Annotated in this window: 33 protein-coding genes; 10 read left to right on the top strand and 23 right to left on the bottom strand. The window is 48.5% G+C overall.

The genetic code is table 11. The features are described 5' to 3' along the window. Nucleotides 1-111 precede the first annotated feature (111 nt). The 14 genes from IPL71_RS07895 to IPL71_RS07830 all read right to left on the bottom strand — a co-directional run bounded on the left by IPL71_RS07895 (nt 112) and on the right by IPL71_RS07830 (nt 10,409). Entirely contained in the window at nt 112-990 is an 879-nt protein-coding gene (locus IPL71_RS07895; RefSeq protein ID WP_345320469.1) for a 5'-3' exonuclease, read from the bottom strand. A 128-nt stretch (nt 991-1,118) separates the two neighbouring features. After that, nucleotides 1,119-1,673: a dihydrofolate reductase family protein gene (locus tag IPL71_RS07890; protein ID WP_345320467.1), complete on the bottom strand. Its 555-nt coding sequence runs from the start codon at nt 1,671-1,673 to the stop codon at nt 1,119-1,121. A gap of 44 nt (nt 1,674-1,717) precedes the next feature. After that, nucleotides 1,718-2,269, bottom strand: coding sequence for a hypothetical protein (locus tag IPL71_RS07885; RefSeq protein ID WP_345320465.1), 552 nt, complete (start codon nt 2,267-2,269; stop codon nt 1,718-1,720). A gap of 10 nt (nt 2,270-2,279) precedes the next feature. After that, nucleotides 2,280-2,918, bottom strand: a complete 639-nt coding sequence (locus IPL71_RS07880) for a DUF1801 domain-containing protein (protein ID WP_345320463.1) — start codon at nt 2,916-2,918, stop codon at nt 2,280-2,282. Further along, nucleotides 2,908-3,207, bottom strand: coding sequence for a putative quinol monooxygenase (locus IPL71_RS07875; protein WP_345320462.1), 300 nt, complete (start codon nt 3,205-3,207; stop codon nt 2,908-2,910). Before IPL71_RS07875 ends, IPL71_RS07880 begins: the two co-directional genes overlap by 11 nt. Nucleotides 3,208-3,281: 74 nt before the next feature. Next, nucleotides 3,282-3,650: a VOC family protein gene (locus IPL71_RS07870; RefSeq protein ID WP_345320460.1), complete on the bottom strand. Its 369-nt coding sequence runs from the start codon at nt 3,648-3,650 to the stop codon at nt 3,282-3,284. Nucleotides 3,651-3,756: 106 nt separating this feature from the next. Then, nucleotides 3,757-4,170: a VOC family protein gene (locus IPL71_RS07865; RefSeq protein ID WP_345320459.1), complete on the bottom strand. Its 414-nt coding sequence runs from the start codon at nt 4,168-4,170 to the stop codon at nt 3,757-3,759. 165 nt (nt 4,171-4,335) lie between these two features. Further along, nucleotides 4,336-4,677 (bottom strand): PilZ domain-containing protein, encoded by a 342-nt coding sequence (locus IPL71_RS07860; protein WP_345320457.1) that lies wholly within the window; start codon nt 4,675-4,677, stop codon nt 4,336-4,338. Between the two features lie 273 nt (nt 4,678-4,950). Next, nucleotides 4,951-6,096 carry an ABC transporter permease gene (locus IPL71_RS07855; RefSeq protein WP_345320455.1) on the bottom strand — a complete coding sequence of 382 codons (1,146 nt, stop codon included), beginning with the start codon at nt 6,094-6,096 and terminating at the stop codon, nt 4,951-4,953. Between the two features lie 4 nt (nt 6,097-6,100). Beyond that, complete coding sequence (locus IPL71_RS07850) at nt 6,101-6,289, bottom strand: ABC transporter permease (protein ID WP_345320453.1); 189 nt, start codon at nt 6,287-6,289, stop codon at nt 6,101-6,103. A 16-nt stretch (nt 6,290-6,305) separates the two neighbouring features. Continuing rightward, nucleotides 6,306-8,033, bottom strand: a complete 1,728-nt coding sequence (locus IPL71_RS07845; protein ID WP_345320450.1) for a COG1361 S-layer family protein — start codon at nt 8,031-8,033, stop codon at nt 6,306-6,308. Then, the gene (locus IPL71_RS07840; RefSeq protein WP_345320448.1) at nt 8,030-8,770 is read right to left on the bottom strand and encodes an ABC transporter ATP-binding protein; all 741 of its coding nucleotides are present in this window, start codon (nt 8,768-8,770) and stop codon (nt 8,030-8,032) included. Before IPL71_RS07840 ends, IPL71_RS07845 begins: the two co-directional genes overlap by 4 nt. Nucleotides 8,771-8,773: 3 nt before the next feature. Next, nucleotides 8,774-9,520 (bottom strand): YIP1 family protein, encoded by a 747-nt coding sequence (locus tag IPL71_RS07835; protein ID WP_345320446.1) that lies wholly within the window; start codon nt 9,518-9,520, stop codon nt 8,774-8,776. Between the two features lie 40 nt (nt 9,521-9,560). Further along, a complete protein-coding gene (locus IPL71_RS07830; protein WP_345320445.1) occupies nt 9,561-10,409 on the bottom strand; it encodes a PIG-L deacetylase family protein in 849 nt (282 codons plus the stop codon). A gap of 197 nt (nt 10,410-10,606) precedes the next feature. Here IPL71_RS07830 and IPL71_RS07825 point away from each other — a divergent pair, with 197 nt between their 5' ends. The 4 genes from IPL71_RS07825 to IPL71_RS07810 are packed head-to-tail and all read left to right on the top strand — an operon-like array spanning nt 10,607 to nt 14,373. Continuing rightward, on the top strand, nt 10,607-11,392 hold the full coding sequence (locus IPL71_RS07825; protein WP_345320444.1) for an ATP-binding cassette domain-containing protein: 786 nt from the start codon (nt 10,607-10,609) through the stop codon (nt 11,390-11,392). Then, nucleotides 11,277-12,395: an ATP-binding cassette domain-containing protein gene (locus IPL71_RS07820; protein WP_345320443.1), complete on the top strand. Its 1,119-nt coding sequence runs from the start codon at nt 11,277-11,279 to the stop codon at nt 12,393-12,395. Before IPL71_RS07825 ends, IPL71_RS07820 begins: the two co-directional genes overlap by 116 nt. 15 nt (nt 12,396-12,410) lie before the next feature. Continuing rightward, nucleotides 12,411-13,208 carry an aminoglycoside adenylyltransferase domain-containing protein gene (locus tag IPL71_RS07815; protein ID WP_345320442.1) on the top strand — a complete coding sequence of 266 codons (798 nt, stop codon included), beginning with the start codon at nt 12,411-12,413 and terminating at the stop codon, nt 13,206-13,208. Between the two features lies 1 nt (nt 13,209). Next, a complete protein-coding gene (locus IPL71_RS07810) occupies nt 13,210-14,373 on the top strand; it encodes a cystathionine gamma-synthase (RefSeq protein WP_514130756.1) in 1,164 nt (387 codons plus the stop codon). A gap of 121 nt (nt 14,374-14,494) precedes the next feature. Here the strand turns inward: IPL71_RS07810 and IPL71_RS25835 are convergent, their stop codons facing one another. Genes IPL71_RS25835 through IPL71_RS25830 form a run of 4 tightly spaced genes read right to left on the bottom strand, consistent with a single transcriptional unit; the run spans nt 14,495 to nt 16,032 of the window. Further along, a complete protein-coding gene (locus IPL71_RS25835) occupies nt 14,495-14,605 on the bottom strand; it encodes a hypothetical protein (protein WP_514130750.1) in 111 nt (36 codons plus the stop codon). Continuing rightward, nucleotides 14,562-15,341: a PP2C family protein-serine/threonine phosphatase gene (locus tag IPL71_RS07805; RefSeq protein ID WP_345320564.1), complete on the bottom strand. Its 780-nt coding sequence runs from the start codon at nt 15,339-15,341 to the stop codon at nt 14,562-14,564. The genes IPL71_RS25835 and IPL71_RS07805 overlap by 44 nt, the downstream gene beginning before the upstream one ends. A gap of 46 nt (nt 15,342-15,387) precedes the next feature. Continuing rightward, on the bottom strand, nt 15,388-15,888 hold the full coding sequence (locus tag IPL71_RS07800) for a deoxynucleoside kinase (protein ID WP_514130749.1): 501 nt from the start codon (nt 15,886-15,888) through the stop codon (nt 15,388-15,390). Nucleotides 15,889-15,891: 3 nt separating this feature from the next. Next, the gene (locus tag IPL71_RS25830; protein ID WP_514130748.1) at nt 15,892-16,032 is read right to left on the bottom strand and encodes a deoxynucleoside kinase; all 141 of its coding nucleotides are present in this window, start codon (nt 16,030-16,032) and stop codon (nt 15,892-15,894) included. Nucleotides 16,033-16,099: 67 nt separating this feature from the next. Here IPL71_RS25830 and IPL71_RS07795 point away from each other — a divergent pair, with 67 nt between their 5' ends. The 5 genes from IPL71_RS07795 (at nt 16,100) to IPL71_RS07775 (ending at nt 17,889) form a co-directional block, all read left to right on the top strand. After that, nucleotides 16,100-16,225: a hypothetical protein gene (locus tag IPL71_RS07795; RefSeq protein ID WP_345320441.1), complete on the top strand. Its 126-nt coding sequence runs from the start codon at nt 16,100-16,102 to the stop codon at nt 16,223-16,225. A gap of 362 nt (nt 16,226-16,587) precedes the next feature. Beyond that, nucleotides 16,588-16,887 (top strand): hypothetical protein, encoded by a 300-nt coding sequence (locus IPL71_RS07790; RefSeq protein WP_345320440.1) that lies wholly within the window; start codon nt 16,588-16,590, stop codon nt 16,885-16,887. A gap of 106 nt (nt 16,888-16,993) precedes the next feature. Then, on the top strand, nt 16,994-17,230 hold the full coding sequence (locus tag IPL71_RS07785) for a hypothetical protein (RefSeq protein WP_345320439.1): 237 nt from the start codon (nt 16,994-16,996) through the stop codon (nt 17,228-17,230). Nucleotides 17,231-17,261: 31 nt separating this feature from the next. Further along, nucleotides 17,262-17,618, top strand: coding sequence for an NBR1-Ig-like domain-containing protein (locus IPL71_RS07780; RefSeq protein WP_345320562.1), 357 nt, complete (start codon nt 17,262-17,264; stop codon nt 17,616-17,618). A gap of 49 nt (nt 17,619-17,667) precedes the next feature. Then, nucleotides 17,668-17,889: a hypothetical protein gene (locus IPL71_RS07775; protein WP_345320438.1), complete on the top strand. Its 222-nt coding sequence runs from the start codon at nt 17,668-17,670 to the stop codon at nt 17,887-17,889. A gap of 75 nt (nt 17,890-17,964) precedes the next feature. Here the strand turns inward: IPL71_RS07775 and IPL71_RS07770 are convergent, their stop codons facing one another. The 4 genes from IPL71_RS07770 to IPL71_RS07755 all read right to left on the bottom strand — a co-directional run bounded on the left by IPL71_RS07770 (nt 17,965) and on the right by IPL71_RS07755 (nt 20,358). Further along, nucleotides 17,965-18,303 carry a hypothetical protein gene (locus IPL71_RS07770; RefSeq protein ID WP_345320437.1) on the bottom strand — a complete coding sequence of 113 codons (339 nt, stop codon included), beginning with the start codon at nt 18,301-18,303 and terminating at the stop codon, nt 17,965-17,967. Between the two features lie 49 nt (nt 18,304-18,352). Beyond that, a complete protein-coding gene (locus IPL71_RS07765; RefSeq protein WP_345320436.1) occupies nt 18,353-19,654 on the bottom strand; it encodes an ABC1 kinase family protein in 1,302 nt (433 codons plus the stop codon). Nucleotides 19,655-19,753: 99 nt separating this feature from the next. Beyond that, on the bottom strand, nt 19,754-20,020 hold the full coding sequence (locus IPL71_RS07760) for a DUF4404 family protein (protein WP_345320435.1): 267 nt from the start codon (nt 20,018-20,020) through the stop codon (nt 19,754-19,756). Between the two features lie 80 nt (nt 20,021-20,100). Then, nucleotides 20,101-20,358 carry a hypothetical protein gene (locus tag IPL71_RS07755; RefSeq protein ID WP_345320434.1) on the bottom strand — a complete coding sequence of 86 codons (258 nt, stop codon included), beginning with the start codon at nt 20,356-20,358 and terminating at the stop codon, nt 20,101-20,103. 261 nt (nt 20,359-20,619) lie between these two features. Here IPL71_RS07755 and IPL71_RS07750 point away from each other — a divergent pair, with 261 nt between their 5' ends. Then, nucleotides 20,620-21,069 (top strand): hypothetical protein, encoded by a 450-nt coding sequence (locus IPL71_RS07750; RefSeq protein WP_345320432.1) that lies wholly within the window; start codon nt 20,620-20,622, stop codon nt 21,067-21,069. Nucleotides 21,070-21,319: 250 nt separating this feature from the next. On the opposite strand, the gene IPL71_RS07745 is transcribed toward IPL71_RS07750, so the two are convergent. Beyond that, nucleotides 21,320-21,850: a C39 family peptidase gene (locus IPL71_RS07745; RefSeq protein WP_345320430.1), complete on the bottom strand. Its 531-nt coding sequence runs from the start codon at nt 21,848-21,850 to the stop codon at nt 21,320-21,322. Nucleotides 21,851-21,932 lie beyond the last annotated feature (82 nt).

The raw sequence follows: 21,932 nt of genomic DNA, 5'->3' as shown, positions 1-21,932 counted from the left end.
GAGTGCGAGTAGTACGATTGGTATTATTGGTGTCTACAACGAGTTGTCTGAACATTGCGCGCAAGGATACCACTGTGAGGTTTATGCGTCAAGAAAAAGATGCGCGCAAAATTAACGCCACCTTGTAACACGCTCCGGAATTTTTTCGTCGCCCAATTTATGACAAACTGTTTTCAAACGCTCCCACGCGCCCTGCCATTTTAGATCGCTGAGTGTTTCCTTGAGCGGCACATCTGTCCGCAGGGTGGATAACTGCCGATAGAGCATGGCCTCTTCCTTTCGCTGTGACAGGCTTTCGGTCAGGCTGGATGCGCGGCCCGGGCTGATGGATTTCAAGCGCCACTTCGCAGTGTCATCTGGAATCGATTCGATGTGTTTAAATTTTGAAAGCACAATCGAAGTGGATTTTGCTCCCCAGCCTGGAATGCCGGGGTATCCATCGGCGGCATCGCCAACCAACCCGAGATAATCAGGGATGGACTCGGGGCTCACGCCAAATTTTTCGATCACGCCTTTTTCATCGAGCACGATCTCGCGGCGGCGGTCCCAGCACACGATCTGTTTGCCGGTGACCAATTGCGCGAGATCTTTATCGGGGGAACAGATGACAATTTGATCAACCGATTTATTCTTTTTAAATTTTGTCGCTGCCGTTGCCAGCGCATCATCTGCTTCAAACTCGACCATCGGCCAAACCACCAGCCCCAGCGCAGACACGGCTTCTTCAGCCAGCGGAAATTGAGCCAGCAGATTCGGATCGACTCCTTCGCCGGTTTTGTATCCTGCATAAAGATCATTACGGAAGGAAGTGATGACGTGATCAAACACCACCGCTACATGCGTGACCTCGGAACTGGTCAGCATCATCAGCAGACTCTTAATCAGGCCGAGGGTGGCCCCAACCTCCTGCCCGTTGGGCGCTTTCTTCGGAGGAGCGCCAAAGTGACTTCTGAACAATTCGTATGTGCCGTCTACTAGATGAATTTTCATGTTTACCTGCTCTGCGGGTGCTGTCTATTTGATGTGACTAAGTTTTATACTTTAGTCACATCAGCAAGCTGATGGACTCCAGAATGGACTCCAGAATGGACTCCAGAATGGGATCTAGATTTTACACACTAATCGCGTTTTGGTTCGTACTTAAGGACAACGATTCCGCAATCAAACGATGTGGATTTTATCAATTTTAGATTTTGTCTGCCATCGGATTCTTTGAAGATCGTCATTCCGCTGCCAATTGCGGTTGGATTAATAAATAAATGCAGCTCGTCGATCAGTCCATGCTTGATCAGCGCGGATACAAATGCAGCGCCGCCGTATGCGATCATATCCTGACCGTCCTGTTTCTTTAGTTGTGTGATTTCCTCAACGAGATCGCCTTTTGCCAGCACGGTATCAGTCCACTCGGATGTATCAAGTGTTTTGGTGAAAACAATTTTTTTTGTACCATTAAATATATCTGCGCCTTCCTGCTCCGGGTGTAACGCCCAATAAGGAATAAAGCCTTGTGCAAGTTTTCGCCCGAGGATGATACAGTCTACAGATTCTGTGAGTCCGCCTACATATTTCTTAAGCTCATTATCCCATTCAGCAGATGTCCAATCCATCTCACCGTTTGGTCCGGCAATAAAGCCGTCAACGGTCATTTGTACTTGAAGTTTTAATTTTCTCATTTCACTCTCCGGTTTACGCTTGAATGCATTGCTATTGTCAACATCTAATACTTCTTCCAGACGCCTGCACATTTCTTTTGATTCTTCGTATCTGTTTCCGAAGCGATCAACGCGAGCGCCTTCTCTTTGACAGATTCATCCCTGACAGCGTCATAAAGATTTCGCAGCACCAAAACAATGTCATAGCGGATCAACATTCCATTCTTCTCGGTGACACATTCCTTGAAGCGCAATTCCAGTCCATTCAACACCAATTCAATTTGCTTCTTTCCAGCCAGACCCCCTCTCCACAGTGATTGCATACAATGCCGGGCTGTGACAAATCTTTCGTCTCTGGTTACATTTAATAACGCATCAAAATCCTTGAACATCCTGCCTTTGGGATCGCTGATCGCGAGATGCGAGAATATTTGTGAAGTGATCGCGCGGACGTGGTTATCCTTATGCGTCAGCCCTGCCACGATTTCGTCCCAGGCTTCATAGGCCCAGTCCACGGATTGTTCGGTCTCTTTCATTAAGTAGTCATACGCCTTGAATTGCACCTCGCCATCTCCAGTGCGTATATTATCCAGATGAGTACGGATGATCTTATCCATTAAAAAATCCTTACGCTTCCTGTAACTTAATGAGATCTTTCAATATCTTTTCAAAAGCAGACTTTTTCGCCTGTATATCTTTTCTGTCTGTAAAATACGCCATCCGCCTATCCTTGTAATCGCCTTCGAGCAATTTGCTTTTAACACTGGCGATCATCGGGTTATGAAACACAAGATGAATACGTTTTGTTTCCCAGAGATTAAAGGTTACTAAATATTCTCCGCGATAACTAAAAGACGGCGCTTTCCACTTTACTTCTTCAACAATGTTTTTGTTGACACCCAGGATGATCTGCCGCAGAGTTTGCACTTCCGCCTTGAATGGATGCACCAGCGTTTCCATAAACTCATCCACTTTATCGGTTCGACTTACAGGGGAGGCTGATTTCTTTTTCGTTGGTTTTTCTGCGCCGTTAGATCCGGCAAAAGAAAGTCCCTTCAAGGCCAACGCCTCTCGCAGCCGCCCCAATGCGTTGGGACCCATGCCGTGCAGCCGGCTCAAGTCCGCTTCGGTGATTTTTGTTAATTGTATAAGTTTCACATAACCGGCATGAGCAAGAGCCCGTTCGGCTGGCGCTCCCAGTTTTGGGAAATCACTTTCCTGCTTTGAGGTTTCTTTTTCATATTCACTCCTCGTTTTATATCCCATACCCGCCAACGACTCTTAATTCCGCGCCGCTGGGGGCTCCGCTTATTATAGGCATTGCCTCTGCGATCAAAGCCCTGACCTCCCCATTTTGCAGAGAGGCGTCGTGTGATTCTTTATCGTCCCAGATCTCAAAGACCCAGACACAGGCTTCATCCGCCACCTCTTCGTTGACAATATAGGCGCGGCATCCGGGCAGTTGCGCCACCACCGCGGAGGCCCGCACCAGAATAGCGGATAATTTGTCACGCATACCGGGCTGGGCTGCGAGTTTTCCCGTCATTGCATACATTTTATTTTTAGCCTTTCGTTTGGTTAAATACAACATCCCGCAAGCGCGTGCGTTACGGGATGTTGTGTATGATTCTAATTTGCAGAGTTCTGGCCTGTATACAAAGCGAGAACATTTCCCGTGGGGTCTTTGAAAATTCCACACCAGCCCATGCCCGGGATTTCCGTCTTTGACTTGACGATCTGTCCGCCGAGTTTCTCCACCATCTTCAAATCGGCGTCGATATCATCACTGTCAATATACACCAGCACTTGCCCAGCCGGGTATTCGGCTGAGGCCTCAGGAAAACCGCCGCCCGTCCCATCGCCGGCTTCCCACATGGTGTAATTCATTTCGGGCATATGTTGGAGCTTCCAGCCAAACAGACTCTCGTAAAATTTTCCAGCACCTTCAACATTCACAGCAGGGATCTCAACATGGACTATATTTCGCTTGGACATCATATTCTCCTTTTGATAAAGTGGATAAGGGTGACAGACTGTGGTTCTAAGCGGACTCAATAATTTTATTTATAAAGAATATACGGAGTATTACCTGCATTCCAATCTACTACTTTGCGATCTCCCAGATATGACCGCCCGGATCCATGAAGCTCGCTGTTCGTATACCCCAGGGACGATCCATTGGACCGTTTAACAGTGTCACTCCGCGTGCGGTTAACTCCGCACACATTGCATCTACGTCATCGACCGCAATGGTGAAGACAAAACGCGATCCGGTTTCACGGTTTGCCACTTTTGCAGGTGTAACGAGCTCTCCGGCGGATGTGATTTTAAGCAGGTTAATAAGTGTTTTATCGAATTTAAACACTGCAGAGTTTTTGTCTTCAAAGATCACTGGCAGACCAAAGACCTCTTGATAGAATTGCTTTGTAATTTGCAAATCTTCAACGAATAGTGTGATAGCCGCGATCCCTTTCGGCCAGGCGCTTAACTCTGTATTTTTTCCTGTACTTTGATCCATGAGTAGCTTCCTTCTGGTTTAATGTGTATTTGCTGTAGTTTTACGGGGAAGTACAAACACTATTGGGTTACAAATAATACAGACATTTTAGAACTTGTGTTCTAAAATGTCAAGCGCCAGATATGGGAGTTTCCTGTTCATATCCCCCATATATTGTTGAAGTATTTATGTTCCGTATTTCGCAAGAATGCGCAGGAAGATTTCCCTGTCATCAGGCATGATCTCGGCGATCTCAAAACCAACATGATATAAGTTTGGCTGGATCACATCTATCTTGCACCATTTTGTGCGGCCAATAAAGACAATATATGGCCTGTCGCCCAGGTCGGATGTAAGCTCCACACGCAGATAATAATCTTTGTTAATGGGGAAAGGATTAGTTGTTTCCAGCTGCAGACCAATTGCGCTAACTTCCACCATGTGCCCAAGGATTTCCTGTGTGTCATCATCGATCACGCGCATGTAGAAAAAGAATTTTTTTCTTGGAGTTGTTCGTCGTTCTGGCATGAAAATTCTCCTTTTGCAAGATGAACTTAAGTCCATTAATCGTACCACCATACGCCGTATTGAAAATATAAAGTTTATATTAATTTTTTCTCTACCGTACATTTAAAAATTCGGGCGTTGACCGCGAATCGCACAGAAAAGGTGTTGCACGGTAGAGAATATGAATTTCATTCTCTCAAAGGGAGAAAAATATAAATCGAAAGCCGGACCAAACTTTCCGTTAAGAATGAAGCGGACTGTGTCGGTTTGAGTTGTTAAGAAATAAAGTCCAACTTATTCGTATTTGAGCGCCTGGACTGGAATCATCGTTGCAGCGCGCAAGGCGGGATATAAACCTGAGAGCATTCCGATAAAAGTTGAAAAGATCAAGGCAAAGATCGGGAGCCAGATGGGTGTGTACACGGCGACACTGGGCGGAGCGCCGCCCTGTTGACTGGCCTGCCCCGCAAGATAGATGATCGCAATTACATTGATGGCCTGCGCCGCCAGCCAGCCGACAATAATACCGCCCAACCCGCCGATGAATCCGATGCCGGCCGCTTCGCCGAGAAAGATGGACAGTACATCGCGATTGGTTGCGCCAACCGCTTTCATTAGTCCGATCTCGCGTGTGCGTTCAAGGATCGACATTGCCATGGTATTGGCGATGCCGATGGCCGCGACCAAAAGAGCAATGGCACCCACGCCGCCAAAGACAAGCTGCAAGATCAGAAAAGTATTGTTGATACCTTGTAAAAAGGATTGGGGAGAAATCGCTTGAAATCCCAAGGCGGTGATCTGGTCTGCGATGTCTAATGCTTGATTGGGATCTTCCACTTTTACAATGACCTGGTTGTAGCCGGTCTTGTTATAGTTGATGCGTGTTCCATAAGCCCACTCATTCATCGACTTGACCAGATCGAGCGGTAAATAGATCGAGTAATCTGCCTCGCCGCCTGTTTCGTTAAGGATGCCCGTCACGCGCAGGCTGAGGGTTTTGCGAATTTCATTGCCGTCCTGATCCCATTTAATAACGATCAGTTGGATTTGTTCGTTTAATAATTCAGGCGGAGGGGGCGTTTCCTGACCGGGACGCTGATATGGGTCATAAAAATTATATGGGGTCATCACACCGATCACAACTGTGCCTTTGGCAAGATCGGTCGTACCCTGACCGGCTTCCATGCCGAGCGTTGATAAATCATTGGTGCCGATGCCAATAATATTTACTCCGCCTTCCATGCGCTGATAGCGGATGACCGTTTGCGTGCCCAGGTAATCACGGGGTATGACGGCTTTCACGCCGGGAATTAAGCGAAGCTGCTCAAGGGCTGAATTTGTAAGCAAGGCGGGTTCCTGCAATTCGCTTGAGAGGGAGATCGCCGGCCCTCCCCCGCCGCTGCCAACGTAATATCCGCCTTCTCCGCCGTAGGTCGGCATAACATCAATTAAAGGTTAGGTCGCCGATGCCATACAATTGATCTGTGGCGCTCTTTTGCAATCCTATTCCCAGCGAGACGAGAATCACAACAGCAGCGGTGCCAATCACCACGCCAATGGCGGTCAAAGCGACGCGCGCTTTGCGCCGGCTAAGGTTGCCCAGAACGAGACGAAGCAGGTCAAAAAATTTCATGGCATATCAAAGCAGCCTAGCCGCCTTTACCGCCGCCTGCCGGAATCGGATTCGGTACTTCCTGAAAAGATGGATCAACAACCGGGGTCACATTTGCGGGTGGAGCAGAATCCAAACCGAACAATCCGAGGGCAAAGCGCCATACTTTACGCAGAAAACTCTCATTCTCTGTCACGGGTATTTCTGAACCTTCGAGTGCTGGATCGGGCATTGACTCAATGAATGCTTCTTCCACGGTTACGGTTAAGATGCGCGTGATTGTGCGCGGCTGGTTAAAGTCATCTGTGTATTCTATAGTGACATTCAACTCAAGCGAGCCGGCCGTATCTGGAAATAAAATCGAATCAAAGGTGAAGTATCCGCCCGGGTCGAGCGATCCAACCAAAGTCGAGGAAGGATCGAGGGTTCCATCCGCTGTTTCAATTTTCATATTCCCCAATACCGCCGAACGCTTGCCCAAATTCACAACCTGAATTGGCAAGGCTCCGGGTTGTCCTGTAAAAAATGTTTCAGGCGGACTGTAAAAACTAACATCCAAATTCGGCAGGCTGTAAACCAGAAGCGTGATCACTTGATCGTCATTGACCACTTCTCCATTTTTATTAACATACGAAAAAGTGATCTTCATCGGATACGCGCCCGGATTTGTAGAAACATTAACAACCAGATTCTGCAAAACCTGCAACGCACCGCCGGCCGGGATATCGCCGAGAGATTGAATATTTGAGGAACCCACAGGCGCAAAATTTGTAAACTCGCCGCTGCTGCCAGAGACGCCGCCCGGCTGCGGAGTGCCGCCGCTCGTGCCAGATGAACCGCCGCCCACGATCATGGTGACATTCTTGGCCGCAGTGTTTCCCATATTTTGGACAGTGACACCCAATTGAAATTGTTCTCCCGGTTGAAGCGGATCCACCGTGGACGCATAACTGGTAATGACCAATTGGGCATTATTCACCCCAGTGGGCGTGGACGTGGGGTATGCAGAACTGCCGGTTTCATAATTCGTGGGGACATTTAACGTGAATTTATCAGAATATGCAGTACCTTTATCATCGTAATAAGTCAACGTAGCATCAATAACCAGCACGCTCTTCCCATAAATGGAATTTACGGCAATAAATGTCTGCCGAGCCTCCACAACAGACCCGCTTGTAATGACGGGGTTGAGAACCACTACACCTCCATTATTTGTAGGAAGCACGTCAGCCGATGTAAATACAGCCTGCGCGTTGACCGCATTGGCTGTCCCTTTATTTTTAAAATCAATATCAAGTCTAAACTCTTTCCCCAACTGCACAACCGAAACGTTGGGCTTGTAGGAATCAATAACAAGTTGCGGACGGCCGAAAACCTGCGGAACAGCGGTTGCCGTAGGCGAAGGAATGATGGCAGTCGGTGTGGGCGTAAGTGGCGCAAGTACAGTCAAAATATCCGACCCGGTAACAACGGCGCTCGTCATAGTAACCGTCACTGTATATATATTGGGAGCAAATCCAACCGGCACCACTGCCGTAAGAGTCTGGTCATTAAGAAAAGTCGTTGTAAGAGCATATCCATTTAACAATACAACCGCCGTATCATCAAAACCGCTTCCCGAAACAGTGATTGCATTTGCGACATCATTAATGATATTGTCGGGTGTAACCGAAACAATATTTGCCGCTTGAGCAGGTGTAGCCCACCCAGCGAGTAAAGTGAATGCAAGAAACATTGAAAAAAAATATCTATTCTGAAACTTCATTTGATCTCCAACGACTCATTTGAACCTTGTGACATTTCCAATGCAGCAGACTGATATTCATCTTCATCCACCACGTGCCCATCCAACAGATAAATTTTGTGGGTTGCAAAACGCGTCATGCGCGGATCGTGAGTCACGACCAGCACAGTCCGCCCGGAACGATGTAACTCTGAAAGTAATTGCATCACCGTCACCCCGCTGGCGGTATCCAGATTACCAGTCGGCTCATCGGCCAGGATCAAGCTGGGATTATTCACCAGCGCACGCGCCACTGCCACACGCTGCTGCTGTCCGCCAGAAAGTTCAGCCGGACGGTGATGCGCACGGTCTGCCAGACCGACCTGCTCCAATAACTGCAAAGCACGTTGATTCCGTTCAGCATTCGGGATGCCGGTAAACTGCATCGGGAATGAAACATTTTCAGCTGCATTCATACTTGTGATCAAATTATAAGATTGAAAAATAAACCCCAAAGTACGGCGGCGGAACAATGCCAGCGCATTCTCATCCATCTGATCGAGTCTTTCTCCGCCGATGGAAATCTGCCCTGAGGTGGAGCGATCTAATCCGCCAAGTAAATATAACAAACTGCTTTTGCCCGAGCCGGAGGGTCCCATCACAACCGTGAAGGTATGCGGCTCAATATCCAAACTAACACCATCCAGCGCGCGGACTGTCGTCCCGCCCATTTGATAGTGCTTTTTTAGATCGGTAATACGAATTAAAGGAGAGTCCATATTCTATGAAGTGAGTGTTCCACCAAGGCCGGAGATCATTGTCCCCAACCCTGCCTGCACAAAAAGCAGAAGCAGCAAAACAAACACCACCCCAATGATCGCCTTATTCTTTGGCAGTCCATCGGCGATGCTGAAACCGATGACCAGCAATATTGCATTCCAGATCACGAAAACATCCAGCCGCGAAAGGACTTTGGCGAGAAAGACAGCACCGCCCGCAAACCCTGAAAGCCCCGGGCTGACAATGGCATGGCCCGCCAAAAGCATAAAAACCACACGCAGTCCATCTCGTACCAGAAAAGGCAGGCTTGCCCAGCCGACAACACTTAACGCACTCTGCATCGAACCGCGTCCGCCGAGCAGCGTGGACCCAAGATGCAGTAAACCGCCCAGAATCAGCCAGCCCAGCCATAACCCGACCAAAGCCGAAACCAGCGGCATGACATATACAAAAACCGCGCCCTGCGTGGCTTGCTGTGCCTGCATGTAATTATTCTGCATGTCTGGCGTCCAATATTGCCAATCTGGCGGGAGATTAAATTCGCCCATCATGGCTGCACGCGCCTTCAAATATCCACTGACAAAGACGGTCAACGCGGCGGAAATGCTTAATGTCAGCATGGGAGTCAACCAGGAAGCAGCGGATTCACTTGTGATCTCAGTAAATGCTTTTTGTGGTTGAAGTAAAACCAACATGATCTTCGAAAAATCAAATCGACGTGCAGGAACAGAAGGGGTTGATTCGGTCATAGTCCTTATCCCGGTCAAAAAAAGTATAAAAAAAATTCTATCACGCTTTTAAAAAAGGGATTCTCATCTTTAAAACGCAAAAACGGCCGGAAAAGTTCCCAGCCGTTTTGTAATCTTCGCGTTCGCCAAAGACTTTCGTAATGAAACCCATAATGCCGCGCCGCATTTGCATTCCGCCTTGTGAAGCATGGCATTCACTCGCTCTGCGTTTCGCATCCACAGCCGAGCGGACGTTTAAGCGCACATGGATCGGGAACACCACTTCGGCAAGTTCTTTAATATTAATATCACCATTGCGTCCAAACTTTGTGGGGTCTTTACCAAACAACGGCATCAGGAAAACCGCCGCGCGCAAGAGTCCCTTCGGGAAAACCTGAAAGTACAACGCCTGCGGTTTGAAAGCCGCACCAGCTTCCGGGTGGAAAGATGCGTTGCCTGCATTCTCAAAGGCAAGCACAGTCGCCTTGTGAATGTGAATATGGTCGGGGTGTTTATATCCGCCAATCGGGTCGAAAGTGAGCACCACTTCAGGCTTCAACTCGCGGATATATTTCACAACACGGCCGGCAACTTCATCCAGCGGAGCGTTGATCTGCGCATCAGGATGTTGATTCGCATCCATGCCGGGCATGCCCGAATCACGATAGCCCAGAAAAAAAACTTCCTTCAAGCCAAGTTCCTTCGCGGCGCGCATCAATTCATCGGTGCGCATTTCAGCGGTATCTTTGAAACCCTTCATGTGAATATCATCCACAGTACCTGCTTCGCCGCGTGTGGCGCAAACATAATAAACATCGTAACCCTTGCTGGCATACAAAGCCAGCGTACCGCCCAAACCAAAAGACTCATCATCGGGGTGTGCCAGAACTGCTAATAAAGTTTTTGTCATAGTTTCCTCTTGTGTGTAGACGCAAATTCAACGCCCAAGTTTACCCCAACGTGATAAAATACCAACATCAAAACAGGAGTGAATGACATGGAGATAATTTCTTAAACCACCCACCTTCAAGGTATCCCCGCTGAAATCCCAGCCGAGGGCCTGCCTTCGGCTTTTTCTTTTTAAGTGGCAAGTTTACAGGAGTTACCATGCTCGGAATTCACAATCTCTCAAAAAGTTTTGGCATACAGCCCATACTAAAAAATATAAACTTCAATATCAACACCGGCGAACGCATTGGTCTGATCGGCGCAAACGGCACAGGCAAAACCACACTCATGCGCATCCTCGCCGGATACGAACAACCCGACTCAGGGGATGTCTCTTCGACACGCCTCAATCTCAGAACCGGATATCTCGCCCAGGGCATGGACTTCACCCCCGAGCAGACGATTCAATCCGCGCTCGGGCTTGATACAACAACCCAAACAGATCCCGCCGCTGAAGTGGAGTCACTCGCGATCGCATTCTCCCAAAATCCAAACGACCTTTCGCTTCAACAAAAATACGATCACGCCCTCACAAGACTTTCGACCTTAGACCTTCGACCCGAATCCATTCTCTCCAATCTCGGACTCGCTTCCATTCCCCACGACACTCCCATCTCCCATCTCAGCGGCGGACAAAAGACTCGCTTAATGCTGGCGCGTGTTTTGCTTGAAGATCCGCAACTGTTGCTGCTCGATGAACCTACCAATCACCTTGATATTGAAATGCTCGAATGGCTTGAAGACTGGCTCAATCATTTTCAAGGCGCAGTGTTGATCGTTTCACACGACCGCGTATTTTTAGATAACACAGTCAATTCCATTCTTGGAGTTGGATTCAACAACCACACGATCAAAAAATATACCGGGCAACTATACAGATTATCTCGAAGCAAAACAAAGAGAACAGGAAAGACAGTGGAACACCTACCGCGATCAGGAAGTTGAAATTCAGCGCATGAAAACCGACATCAACCGCACAAAACAACAGTCCTTGTATGTTGAAATGACAACGAAACCAAACCAACCGGGTGTGCGGAGAATTGCCAAAAAAGTTGCTGTGAAAGCCAAATCACGGGAAAAGAAATTAAATCGTTATCTTAAGTCTGATGAACGTGTAGATAAACCCACGCAAGGCTGGCAGATGAAACTAGACCTTGGCGCACCGGAACATGAATCCAAAGATGTGCTGGTGACCGAGTCGCTATCTATTGGCTACGCGCTAGAGAGTCCACTGCTTGTAAATCTGAATGTCTTTATCCGCGCGGGACAACGGGTTGTGTTGACGGGTCCCAACGGAGCGGGAAAAACGTCTTTCATCCGCACGGTCATTGGAAAGATTCCCCCGCTGACGGGTTCGTTCCGTCTCGGCGGCGCGACCAAACTTGGCTACATGGCACAGGAGCAGGAGTTACTTAATCCAAACTTTAGCGCGCTGCAAATGATTCAATCCATTTCATCTTTCAACGAAACCGACGCGCGTAACTTTCTGCATTACTTTCTCTTCAAAGGAGATATAGCCCTGCGCCCATCACACGAACTTTCCTTTGGCGAGCGCGCACGATTACAACTCGCAACGCTGGTCGCGCAGGGCTGCACATTTCTGATATTAGATGAACCGATCAATCATCTTGATATCCCTTCGCGCGAACGATTTGAAGAAGCGCTTGAAAATTTCAACGGCACGATTCTGGCGGTTGTGCATGACCGCAGTTTTATGAAGGTTCCCTCGGCAGAAGCCAAACTACCGCAAACCGTTTCGGAGTTTTGGCTCTGCAAGAGGATTGGAAAGATGGAAAGATATGAAAATTTTTTATCTAGAATCATTGCACTCCTTCGGAGTTCTCAGGGATTCAACAACATAAATTACAAACTCAGCGGAACTTTTTCTGTGCGTCTCTGCGGTTCAAAATGGATTTCAAAGGCTCTGGTGTATCAGTCATCAACTTAAGTAAATAGGTGAAACATGTCCACAAAACAATATACGCCGTATGCAGATGTAAATGAAACGCTGACATCCCTGCTTGATAGTGCGAAAGAGATATTAGGCGATCAATGTATCGGCATGTATCTCTACGGCTCACTCTCCAGCGGTGACTTTAACCCCGAGACCAGCGACATTGATTTTCTGGTCGTGGTGACACAACCGCTCGCGCAGAAAACAATTTCCGCGCTGGAGGATATGCATAAACAAACATGGGCATCCAGCTTGAAACGGGCCGGCAAATTGGAAGGCGCGTATGTTCACAGGGAGCTCATCCGCAAACATGATCTAAACGGACAAGCCTGCACAACAATCAACGAAGGAAAATTTTATGTAGCAGAGCTTGGAAGTGACTGGATCATTCAGCGTCATGTTGTTCGTGAGTATGGTGTTATTTTGGAAGGGCCAGACCCGAAAACGTTAATTGATTTCGTCACCTCCACCGATATCCGCACTGCTGTAATGGGCACACTGCATGAATGGTGGTTCCCCATGCTGAATGATCCGGCATGGCTGCGAGACAACGAAAATGGAGACCGCGCCTTTGCAGTCATCACCATGTGCCGCGTTCTGCACGCATTGGAACACGGCACGATCACATCCAAACCAAAAGCTGTTGCATGGGCACGCACCAAATTAGACGATCACTGGAATCAACTGATCGATAAAGCCGTTGCCGTTTCAAATCACCAGGAACAAAATATATTTTTAGATGAAACGCTTGAGTTCATCAAACATATAAAGCAACCGATCGAAGAAGAGAGTCAAAGGGTAAAATAAGATTCATCATATTAGCCACAGGAGCACAATGAAATTTGAAACTCTCGCAATTCACGCAGGGCAGGAACCCGACCCCAACAACGGCGCGGTGATGACGCCCGTTTATCTCACCTCCACATACAAACAGGATGGGATCGGCAAGCCGCGTCAGGGATATGAATATTCGCGCACGCTGAATCCCACGCGCAAGGCTTTGCAGGATTGTCTCGCAGAACTTGAAAATGGACAATGGGGTCTGGCCTTTGCCTCCGGCATGGCCGCAACCGATACTGTGTTGCGAATGCTCGGAAGCGGTGACCATGTGGTGGCTGGCAACGATGTGTACGGCGGGACCTTTCGCCTGTTTGACAAAATTCTGCGGCGCTTCGGTCTGGACTTTACATTTGCTGACACAACCGATCCAGAGAATCTCGCCGAAGCATTAACCCCGTCCACGCGAATTGTGTGGCTGGAGACTCCCACAAATCCGCTGTTGGCTGTGACAGATATCCGCGCCGTTGCAGAGATCGTGAAGGATCATCCCAATAAGCCTTTGCTGGTGGTGGACAATACTTTTGCAACCCCTTACCTGCAGCGTCCCCTGGAGTTGGGCGCTGATCTGGTCGTCCACTCGATGACGAAATATCTTGGCGGACATTCAGATGTGGTCGGCGGCGCGATCATCGGCAAGGACAAGGAACTGGGCGAGAGACTGGCGTATTTGCAAAATGCCATCGGTGGGATTCAAGGCCCGATGGATTCGTTCCTGGTGCTGCGCGGAATTAAGACTCTGCCGATCCGCATGGATCGTCACGCACAGAACGCGGAAAAGATCGTGGCGTTTCTGGAGAAGCAGAAAAATGTCAAACGGCTGATCTACCCATTTCACGAGAGCCATCCGCAGGTCCAGATCGCGAAGCGGCAAATGCTGAATGGCGGGGGAATGATCTCGTTTGTGATGAAGGATGGGAAGGAAGCAGCTGTCAAAGTGGCGGAATCCACAAAAATATTTACACTGGCAGAATCACTCGGCGGCGTGGAATCGTTGATCGAAGTGCCGGCGGCGATGACGCATTTATCGACGGTGGGCTCGGCGCTGGAAGTTGACCCCGGGCTGGTGAGGTTATCCGTTGGGATCGAAAATGTTGAAGATCTGCTCGCCGATCTTGAACAGGCGCTAAGATAAAAACTGCCGCCATCTCTGGCGGCGAATTACCAGTTTTTACATTATCCACCTGTGGCACGGATGGCGACGAGGGTTACGTCATCATCCTGTTTTGAGCCATTCTGGAAATTTCACCAAGTGTCTAGCAGATGATCGCAAACCTGTTGCGCCGAGGAATTGGAAAGGATCTCAAAACTGATTTTATGCGGTCAAAGCCGAAGGGTTCCGATTTGGGATCGCGGCAATCGGTCATGCCGTCTGTAAACAAAAGCAGGGTCGAGCCAGGCGGAAAGGTTACTCGCATGCACATCGAGCAAGATATATTCCCATAAGCCAAGCGCCATGCCCGGGCGATGAGGAATGCGTTCCACGTTGCCATCGGGCTGAAGAACAAGCGGCGGTTCGTGACCAGCGCGCGCGTAATTAAATTCATTTGTTTTCACATTGAGAATGCCATACAACACGGTAACGAATTGCGTTGACTTTTGCAATCGTGTGATGTGGCGATTCACCAATTGCATCACCTCGCCTGCAGAAAGGCCGGTGTCGGCCTCCGCCATGACGAGCGCATGCGCGCGCGCCATGAATAGCGCAGACGGCACACCTTTGTCGGCTACATCACCGATCAATACGCCGATAAGGCCATCGCCAACATAAAAGACATCGTAAAAGTCGCCGCCTACCTGACGGGCAGGCAGGATGCGTGCGCCAAAATCGAATTTTTCCAGCACGGGCAGTTCATCGGGCAGGATGCTTAATTGAATATCAGCAGCAACTTGCAGTTCACGTTCGAGGCGTTCTTTTTCGATCAATTGCACTTGCGCGGCTTTAAGTTCATCATAAGCCGTTTGAAGCTCTTTATTTTTTTTAGTGAGTTCGTGGAAGGTTTGGGTATTGGTCGCATCCAGACGCTGACTTAATACGCGCACCATGGAACCGGAAAGCTCGGGATGTTTTTTAGTCAGGCCAAGAAATGTCTCGCGGCTCATCGAAAGCAAAGTGGATTCTCCGCGCCAGATTAATGGTCATATAAAGCTACTTATTACTTAGATTCATAAGTTCTTTTCCGGCCAGTTTATCCTGAATACGCTGCGTGACCAGATCCAAATGACCGGGCTGATTAACATAATCAAGATCATCTGTCTGAATGGCCAACACGGGGCAAAGATCAAAGGAACCAAGCCATTCATCATAAAACGAATCAAGCAAAGCAAGGTAATCGGGAGTAATGCCGGTTTCCATATTACGCGCGCGCCTGCGGATGCGGTCCATAAGAACAGGCACCGGCGCCTTGAGATAAATCAATAGATCAGGGCGGGGTAATCCATTAACGACGACTTCAAATAAACGGCGATACGCAAGATAATCACGCTCGCCCAAATTCCCCATGTGATGCAAAGCGCGGGCAAAGATATATGTGTCTTCATAAATACTGCGGTCAAGGATGGCGGAACGCGTATCACGCGCGGCTTCAAGATACTGATCTGGCACGATGACCGAGAAAAAAACCTGCAAATGAAAAGACCAGGCATGCATATCTCAATAAAAATCTGAAAGATATGGATTATCTGTTACAGACTCATATCCCGTCCACCAGCCGAGACGAGCGCCAATGCGCTCAGTCAACGTGGTTTTTCCAACGCCAATATTTCCAGCCACTAGAACCAAATGTTTTGCCATAGATGGCTGGTATTTTATCATGGGAAAGGTTTGCGGGTATAATTTAATAAAAAGGACAATCGAATTCATGAAAATACGCGACGCATCCGGCTGGACCATATTTATCTTTGGCATACTTGCATTTCTACTTGGATTGATGGGCTTGATCCGCCCGGAAATTCTTCTCTCCATTCTCGGCTTTGAAGTTGCATGACCGCGCCCAACGCGCCGCCAGCGATTACACCATTGTCTTTATGACGGCATCTTCAATGGCTTCATTCAATATGGGAGTTTATTACATGCTCGCATCCTTGAATGATGTGAAGATCTTCTATCGTTGGACCGTCCTTTTCGTGTGGTTACATTTACAGTGTTCACAGCCACCGTGATTGCGGGAATTGCCCCCGCTCCGTTTCTTGGGGTGGGAGTTTGGGAACTCACTGGCGCCATCGCCACCGGTATCGCACTTCTAAAGAGAAAAAAATCACAACCGCGAAGCAAAACAAGGGAGGTGTTCATGAAATCCAAATGGATCGAATATAACGGAAAAAAATTCTGTATCAGGATTTTTCCAACTTGTTCTTCAACACAAATGCTGTCAAGGAAGAGTTGGAACAAGTTGAGGCCGTCGTACTGGCTGAACCTGAAAACTCGGTTTTGGTAATTTCCAATTTTTCAAATACAGAAATCACCAACGAATTAATGCCGATCCTGAACGAGGCTTCAAAGATAACAAAAGAACACGTACTTAAAACAGCAACAGTTGGAGTGACAGGCATCAAGCGCACGCTGGGAGACCTGCTTTCACGCATTACCGGCCAGCCGATCATGTATTTTGCAAATGAAGCAGAAGCAAAAGAGTGGCTGATCAAATAATAAAATACGCTCACCTTTTTGGGGTGTCGTCCCAATCATGCCGCGCGCAAAATGAGTAACTTTAACTGTCTGAAATTTTAAATCTGATTGTTGTATACTTAACGTCATGAAAACAAGAATCCTTTCCATTACCATCCTTCTGATCCTGGGCGTTCTACTTTTTTCATGCGGAACAAATCAACCAGAGCAGACAACCCCGCTGGACGCGGATGTTCTTCGCACAGAAGCAGTTTCCACATACGCATCCTCCCTGACCGAGACACTGGTCGCTGTTCCTGCCGCATCTCCTACACTGACGATCGAACCCACAGCCACCGCGCCCCAAAGTTACCGCAACCCTTGAAACACCGCAAACCGCAAATGCCTGCTACAACCTGATCTGGATCAAAGACGTAACCATCCCAGACGGACAACAGATGAAAGCCAATGAATCACTCACAAAAACATGGCTCGTGCAAAATGTAGGCGGATGCACCTGGCCTGCCGGATTCACCTTCAGCAATGTCGGCGGTGACCCGATGCGCGGCGAAACCGTAACGCTCGAAGAGTCCATTCCTGTCGGCGCAAAACGGGAAATATCCGTTCAACTGGCAGTCCCCAGCGGAATCAACGGCCTGATCCAAAGCTCATGGCGCATGGCAGATGCAGAAGGATATTTCTTCGGCGATACACTTTCTGTTAATATTGTCGTTGGGAATATCACCACCCCTGCGGTAACCAGCACCCCGTAAACTATTTTTTTCAAAGTGCTATAATGATGGATATAACAAGGAGTTAATCATGGCCACCAAGAAAACTGAAACCGAAAAGAAATTCAAACGCGAGATTCCTACAGAAGCCCGAGAGCATTACAAAAAAGCCAGACATGAAATGCGCGAGGCCATTAAAGGCCTGCTGCCCGAAGGCTTTGTCGAACACCGCCGCACCGCCCGCAAAGAAATGATGCTGGCCATGCGCAGTATGCTCGATGCGGCCATCGAAAAGATGGAAGAAAAAGCATAACGAAAAACTTTAAACCAAAGGGCGCAAAGGGAACACGAAGTTTATAAGTGTTCTCCTTTGTGCCCTTATATAATTTTATTTTCTGCTTCTGCCTGCAAATAGTATCCAAAAGAAGGTCGCGCCCGCGGCCCCGAGCAAGCCTCCCCCAAACTGACCATTTCCATTATTTAGCACCATCACTCCGCTGACCAGAAACGCGGAGAATATAACGCCGCCTGTCAACCGGTCCACGGCGCGCCCGAGTGTGCGGACTTCGCGCGTCACCTGCGGCGACTGAACGACCAGCGCACCAGATTCCATTTGCGCGAGCAAACGACTGGCCTGCGATGGCAATGCAACAAAAGCCTGCACAACCTCCCCCACCTGCTTGAGAATATTATCCACACTAAACGCGGATGTGGCTTCCTCCTGCACAAGTTTGCCTGCATATGGAGAAAGTTGTTCCCATAAATTAAAGTGCGGATCAAGACCGGTACATGCCCGAAAGGATCGCCACCGTGCGCACCAGCATCAGCAGATCATTCGGTACTTGAAACGGTGTCTCGACCATCACATCACGCACCCGATGACCAATGTCACGTACATCATTCGGGCGGACATTTTTCAACTCGCTCATCGACATGCCCCAGAAGCGGTCAAACACAGCAGCAGAAGCCTGTTCCAAAGCCTGAGTATCTGCGCCCGGCAACAGGAATCCCAACTCTTTATAAGATTTGATCAAGCGCACTGCGTCACGTGTGCCGATGGCAACCACAGTTTCACGTAATCCTTTGCGAAGGTTATCGGGCACACGCCCGACCATGCCAAAATCCACAAAAGTCAATTGCCAGCGGACAGTTTTGCGTTTGCTGTTTTTCGCAGCCGGCAGCGGTGTGATAAATAAATTTCCGGGGTGCGGATCCGCGTGAAAGAATCCATCTTCAAAGATTTGTTCGAGATATACATCCAGCAATTTTCGCGCCACTTCACCGCGGTCAATGCCGGCAGCGGTGATCGCATCGTATTCAGTGATCTTGATCGCGAACACATCTTCAAGCGTCAACACCCGCAGCGTGGACAAACTCCGCACGACACGCGGCACGTTCACAAGTTTATCGTTGTTAAAATTTTCAAAAAATGTTTCGGCGTTTCCGGCTTCGTGTGTGTAGTCGATTTCTTCATGCACAGAAGCTGAGAACTCACGTAACAATGCGGGCACATCGGCATGTTCGCGCACGGGGCGGTAATACATCAGCCAACGGCCAACCCGCTGTAACGCTGACAGGTCAACGGTCACGATCGATGCGATGCTGGGACGTTGAACCTTCACGACGACGTTAACAAAGTCCGCATCTTCACTACTCTTCAATCTGGCTCTGTGTACCTGACCGAGCGACGCCGCTGCGAGCGGGTTCTCGTCAAACCATTCAAATTTTTCGGCCAACGATGCGCCCAGTTCATGCTCAGCCAGTTGACGAATATCTGCAAATTTTTCAGCAGGGACTTCATCCTGCAAGTCGGCAAGGGTGTCTGTAATTTCAGGCGGAAGAATATCGAGGCGCGAAGAAAGGAATTGCCCGACCTTGATCATCACACCGCCCATGCGCAGGGCCAGTGCGCGAAAGCGGACCGCTTCACGACGAAAGCGCTCGGAACGGGTGCTCTTCGCAAGTTGACGAAAACCGATCTTACGCAGGATCAATTCCCAATAGATAAAGCGGGCGATCATACCCGCGAAAAAAGTAAGAATGCGGAAATAACGTCCGCGCAAACGGGGTGTCTTCATTTATTTGGCTCCAATGAGTGTGATGAAGAGATTGTATCACCGGCGGGTAAACAAAAAGGCATCCGATTTTTCGGATGCCTTTTTTGTTGAGAAGTTATTTTAGATTCCGGCGTTGCTCAGGATCGAGGATAAGCTGGAAAGTGCGGCGGTGAGGTCGGGATATTTCACCTCAAAATGTTCGATGGAAGCTTCAAGGCGGTCCATCATGGAGGGCGCGGGTTGTTTGGATTCAGCGCGCTCCAGCAGTTCGCGAATATCTTCAGAAAGCTCGCGCAGAAGTTCCTGTCCCTTTTCGTCGTCCGGTTGAATTCCTTCGATCTCTTTATTTAATTGTTCGAGCAGTTTGTCAATTTCCTGGTTGGGCATGAAACACCTCTCTTTGATATGAAGGAATGAATACGTTAATCCATCTATATTTTACAACTTTTTCCCTGTTCCGGCGCACGTCATTGCAGGATCTCGCGGTCGGCCTGCTCAGCCTCCTGATAGACCCGTTTGACATCTTCCTTCATTTCGGCCGAGGCGCTGGGGGTCATGGAAATGAATTTGACCATGTCCCGCGCCTGTCGCAGCAGGTCTTTTACGCTGGCGATGTATGAAAAGTCGAAACGTCCGCCTTCGGGTGGGACGGGCACTTCGCGTGCCTTTTGGATCAACGCCCGCGCACGGATAATGCGCTCGGCGGCTGGGATTAATTTTGCCATAAAACACTCCTCCTAAAATTGATTTCAACAAGTATCTTACTATAAGTATGGCCGGAAAAGATATTACCCACTATTTTCAATCCGCCATTCGGGTCCATAAGGGGATTTACTCCATGTAGTACAATCATATTCACATGGCATATATCGCCTTTGTAAATTTCCGTCGCGGTAATTAATAGTATAAATAAACATAAAAAGGAAAATTCCTATGGGACTCTTTGGCTTTGGCAAGAAAGCAGATAAAATACACCAGTACTCACCGTGGACGAGGTCCGCCAGCGATTACTGACCTTGAACCGTGACACCGCCCCCTACCAGATCATTGACGGCGCTTCTCAAAACGTGGATTTGATCGCCGAGTGGAAGATCGTGGATGCAAAGTGGTACGAGCTCTTTGCAAAAGCGAATCTGACAAAAGTCTTCCGCATCTATATGAAGTTCGATGCGGCAAAACATCAAGTACGCGGCAAGGACGAGGAATTCACCGTGGAATGGCGCGCAGGCGTACCGTCACTTTCGATATCGGCTTCAAAATTTCAGGGGCAGATGACTTCGGTGGAGTTTGGCGCGGCGTATGCCTTCACGGAAGAACTAAAACCCGGCGTGGTCTACAACTACCGTTTCAGCACAAATGAGATCAAGAAACCGATCCAGGAAGCCATTACAGCCTGCGGTTGGGACTATAAAGGCGTAGCGTTTGGAAAGTTGTAAAAAATCAGATTACATAAAAAACAGTGGAAATTTAAATAAATTTCCACTGTTTTTTATAATCGTCATCTTCCAGCTCATTCAGATTGGTGTTGCAGCGCATACATTCAAATTCATTTTTACCGAATTTGGAAGTAATACTGATTACTCACTTTATGCGGTTTTCTTCGATAAACCTGACCTTCAATTTGGATCGCCGACTAAAGTCCGCAGTCTTATTTTTTGTGCAGGTTATGCCGGGTGCACTGAAACGTTATATGGAAGAAATCACCATCCACCATCCTGATCCGCCGGGATCATTGTTATTTCGCCAGGCATTCCAAACCCCTTCATTACCCAGCCAGTATCCCCAACGGTTCGTGCCTGTCAGCGGATCGTTAAAATAAATTTTGGTCTTATTGGGATTTTTGTTGTCAATCGTAACTCCGGTAACCACAACAAAGTGCGCGCCGGAATCAGAGTCATACAGACGTGCAAGGCTGTCAATGATGACGGGATCACCATTGGTCAATTTTTGGATGAGCAACGCGAGTCCTTCATCAGCAGTTGTGACTTTGCCTGTCGAAACATTATCAGCATAATGGCCGGCAATATTCGCCATATCCGCCGGACTGGTGAAGGGGGCTTTGTTGTGAGTGTAGTATTTCTCCTTTAGCGCAAAGTCGATCACTTCCTGCTCGTCGATCTTCGTTTCAGGATGGGCATAGTTATACGCCATGACGATCACCGCTTCACCACAGGAGGTGACTTTCAATTGCAGGAGTGTCTCCACGGGCAGATTCATCTTCCCATACAAACGCAGCTGCCGCTCCCAATAGCTTTCTCCTTCCCTCGCATTGGCGCAAGGCCAAGTGACAGAAATGCAG

This window comes from Candidatus Villigracilis proximus (assembly GCF_016717045.1).
GTDB lineage: Bacteria > Chloroflexota > Anaerolineae > Anaerolineales > Villigracilaceae > Villigracilis > Villigracilis proximus.
Note: the sequence above shows the minus strand (reverse complement) of the source record. Positions and strands in the feature narration are given on the sequence as shown.